Genomic DNA, 3,469 nt, shown 5'->3' with positions numbered 1-3,469 from the left:
GGCTGGGGAGCGGGTGCTATGCGGCGTTCGGCCGTCCCGGTCGCGGGCGCGGCTGCGGGTCAGGGCTCGGCTTCGGATTCGGCTCCGGGCGGGGCCGCGGCTCCGTCGGTGGCTGCGGATTCGGGCGTGCCGCCTCCGCGATCGGTTCCGGCGCGAAGACCATCAGCGTCACGTCGTCCCGTACGCGTCCCGCGTAGTCCAGTACGTCCGCCCATACGCGTTCCGCGAGGTCTCCCGGCTCCTCAAGCACCGTCGCGTCCTCCTCGATCATCGCCGTGAGGCGGTCGATCAGTGGGTAGAACGCGCCGGACTCGTCCCGGGCCTCGCCCACGCCGTCGGTCAGGCCCAGGAGGAGGTCGCCGGCGAGCAGCGGCACCGTGAGGCCCTCGGGCGGGGCGAGTCCCGCGATGCCGAGGCCGAGCGGCGCCCCGCACGGCACGTCCAGTTCGGTGACCTCGCAGCCGCGCAGGAGCAGGGGCTGCGGGTGCCCGCAGGAGACGACGCGGACGACGGAGGCGTCGTCGGGGAACTCCAGGAGCACCGCCGTGGCGAACAGCTCCGCGTGCTCCTGCCCCGCCGAGTCCACGACGAGCCTGCGGTCCAGCTGGGCGGCGACCCCTTCCAGGTCCGCCCGGTCGAGGACCGCCTCGCGGAACGCCCCGAGCAGCGCGGCGACCGTGCCGACGGCCGCGAGCCCGTGGCCCTGCACGTCGCCGATCAGGGCGCGCACCCCGCCGGGCCCCCTGCGTACGTCGAAGAAGTCGCCGCCGACCAGCGTCTCGTGCTGCGCCGCCTCGTAGAGGCCCGCGCACCGCACCCTGCCGACCTGCTCCTGCAGCGGCGGCAGGACCGCGAGCTGGGCCGCCTCCGCGACCGTGCGGACGGTGACGAGCTGGGCCTCGCGGCGGCTGCGCACCCAGGCGAAGAGCACGCTGAGCAGCGCGATGAAACTGATCGTCAGCTCGTCGCTGTTGCCCGGGTGGCCGAGGTCGAAGACCGGCAGGGAGAGCAGCGCGAGGACGCCGGCGCCGACGAGGGCGGTCAGCGCGGGCCCGTACGACAGGGCGGCGAGCGGCGGGACGGCCGCGATCAGGAAGCTGAGGTCCAGCGTTCTGGGGGTGAGCAGCTGGACGAGGGTGATCGCGACGAGGAGCACCGGCGGGGGCCAGCGCACCCAGGGCGGAGGCGGCGTGCCGCGCAGCAGCCAGTCGCGCTGGTCCGCCTCGCGCCGCCTGGCCTCAGCCCTGATCATCTCTTCACGCTCCTACGCCCGCGGCACCCCCGCACGCCGGGCCGGTCCGTCGGGTGCCGCACGCCCGGCGGACCGGGCTCACCGATGGCAGGTCAGAGGGGGCGTCCCATGAGGACGTCGTCGACGTACGCGCCGTCCAGCAGGAACTCGCCGGGCAGCACGCCCTCGACGACGAAGCCCTCCGCCTCGTAGAGCCCCCGGGCCGGAATGTTGTGGCCGAGCACGCGCAGGGTGATCCGGAGCGCCCGCTGGCGGCGGGCCTCGTCCATGGCCGCCCGGATGAGCCGTCTGCCGATGCCGCGGCCGCGCGCCTCCTCGGCGACGACGAAGCCCTGGATCTGGCGGACGTGCGCGTTGGCGAGCAGGGGGGTGGGGTAGCCGAGCTTCACATAGCCGATGATCCGCCCGTCCACCTCGGCGACCAGGTGGTCGCGGGGCCCGAAGCGATCGTTGAAGAAGGGCTCGTAGGGGGGCTGGGGGCGGGGCTGCACCGCGTGGAGCGTGGACCAGGTGGCACGGTCGAGACGGGCGAGCGCGTCGTCGTCCTCGGGCAGTGCGGTGCGTATGTGCATGTCCGGCATGGCGCCACTGTACGGCCGCGGGGGCGCGCGCCACCCCGGCTCTGCGGGGCAGGCACGTTCCCGGTTCCACGGGGCAGGATGGGAGCCATGGAAACCACACAGTCGCGCGTCGCCGTGGCCGGCGCCTCCGGGCTCATCGGGACGGCGCTCACGCGCTCCCTCGCCGCCGACGGGCACGAGGTGGTGCGTCTGGTGCGCAGGGCGCCCCGCGCCGAGGACGAGGTGCGCTGGGATCCCAAGGAGAGGTACGTCGACACGGCCGGCCTCGCGGGCTGCTCCGCGGTGGTCAATCTCGCCGGTGCGGGCATCGGCGACCACCGCTGGACGGACGCCTACAAGCGGGAGCTGCGGGACAGCAGGGTGCTCGGCACCGAGACGCTCGCCACCGCCGTCGCCTCGCTCGACGAGCCGCCGAAGGTGTTCGTGAACGCCAGCGCGATCGGATACTACGGAGACACCGGTCAGCGCGCGGTCGACGAGAGCGCCCCCGCCGGGGAGGGTTTCCTGCCCTCCCTGTGCGTGGAGTGGGAGGAGTCGGCCGCCGCCGCGCGGGACGCCGGTGTCCGTACGGTCCTGGCCCGCAACGGCCTGGTGATCGGCCGCGAGGGCGGGGCGTGGGGCCGTCTCTTCCCGCTCTTCAAGGCGGGGCTCGGCGGCCGCCTCGGCAACGGACGGCAGTACTGGAGCTACATCTCCCTGCACGACGAGGTGGCCGCGCTCCGGCACCTCATCGACACGGAGACGCTGTCCGGGCCCTTCAACCTGACGGCGCCCGATCCGCTCACCAACCGTGAGGTGACGGCCGCGATGGGGCGGGTGCTGCACCGGCCCGCGCTCCTGCCCGCACCCGCCCCCGCGCTGCGGCTGGTCCTCGGCGAGATGGCGGGGGACGTCCTCGGCAGCCAGCGGGTGCTGCCGACGCGGCTCCTGGAATCCGGTTTCGCCTTCGCGTTCCCCGCCATCGACGAGGCGATCAGGGCCGCGCTGCGGTGAGGCCCGCAGGGGGCGCAGTCTCCGGCGTACGCCCCTGACAGAAAGCGATCGGTTCCGTTTCGCAGCATGACCAGTGTGCGACCTACGTGCGACCGTGCCCGGTTCGTGCGCGACTGCCCCTGACCGGAACCGCTCCTACCCTCGTGCCCAACGCAGGTATTCGGAGCCCTGTTGGGGGCATCAGCACCTCACCAGCCGCGCGACCTCGGGAGGGGCACGTGCCAGAGCATGCGCACCATGCGGATGTCGTCATCGTGGGAGCCGGGGCCGCGGGGCTCTCGGCAGCACATCGGCTGACCAGCGCCGGTGTAACGACCGTCGTCCTGGAAGCCGCCCCTTACGTCGGCGGCAGGATGTCGACCGAGAAGGTCGACGGGTTCCGACTGGACAGAATCGGACAGCTCCTCACCACCTCGTATCCGGAACTGCGCCGGATCCCGGGGCTCGACTCGCTCGTCCTGCGCCCCTTCGCGCCGGGCATCCTGGTGCACAGCGACGGCCGCCACCACCGGGCGGCCGAGCGGCTGCCCACAGGGAGCGCGAGGGGCGCACTCACTGCGGCGCGCGCCCTGGCAAGCGCCCCCCTCGGTCCGCTGACGGCACGGACCCCCTCGCGGACCGCCTCCGGCACGCCCCCTCGCTC

General features: G+C 73.9%; 4 protein-coding genes. 2 read left to right on the top strand and 2 right to left on the bottom strand.

The annotated features are described in order from the left end of the window. Positions 1–16: 16 nt before the first annotated feature. Together AOK03_RS37895 and AOK03_RS37890 are read right to left on the bottom strand one after the other, a co-directional pair. On the bottom strand, positions 17–1,252 hold the full coding sequence (locus AOK03_RS37895; RefSeq protein ID WP_063792668.1) for a PP2C family protein-serine/threonine phosphatase: 1,236 nt from the start codon (positions 1,250–1,252) through the stop codon (positions 17–19). Positions 1,253–1,344: 92 nt separating this feature from the next. Then, positions 1,345–1,833, bottom strand: coding sequence for a GNAT family N-acetyltransferase (locus AOK03_RS37890; protein ID WP_055569906.1), 489 nt, complete (start codon positions 1,831–1,833; stop codon positions 1,345–1,347). 87 nt (positions 1,834–1,920) lie between these two features. On the opposite strand from AOK03_RS37890, the gene AOK03_RS37885 reads away from it, so the two are divergent. Together AOK03_RS37885 and AOK03_RS41530 are read left to right on the top strand one after the other, a co-directional pair. After that, entirely contained in the window at positions 1,921–2,826 is a 906-nt protein-coding gene (locus AOK03_RS37885; RefSeq protein ID WP_055569905.1) for a TIGR01777 family oxidoreductase, read from the top strand. A gap of 218 nt (positions 2,827–3,044) precedes the next feature. Continuing rightward, positions 3,045–3,469: NAD(P)-binding protein (locus AOK03_RS41530; RefSeq protein WP_157869192.1), on the top strand; the 425-nt coding region annotated here is incomplete at its 3' end.

Origin of the sequence: Streptomyces atriruber, from assembly GCF_001418325.1 — a bacterium.
In the GTDB taxonomy this organism is placed as follows: Bacteria; Actinomycetota; Actinomycetes; order Streptomycetales; family Streptomycetaceae; genus Streptomyces; species Streptomyces atriruber.
The sequence above is the reverse complement of the archived record's forward strand: the minus strand, read 5'-3'. Positions and strand labels throughout refer to the sequence as shown.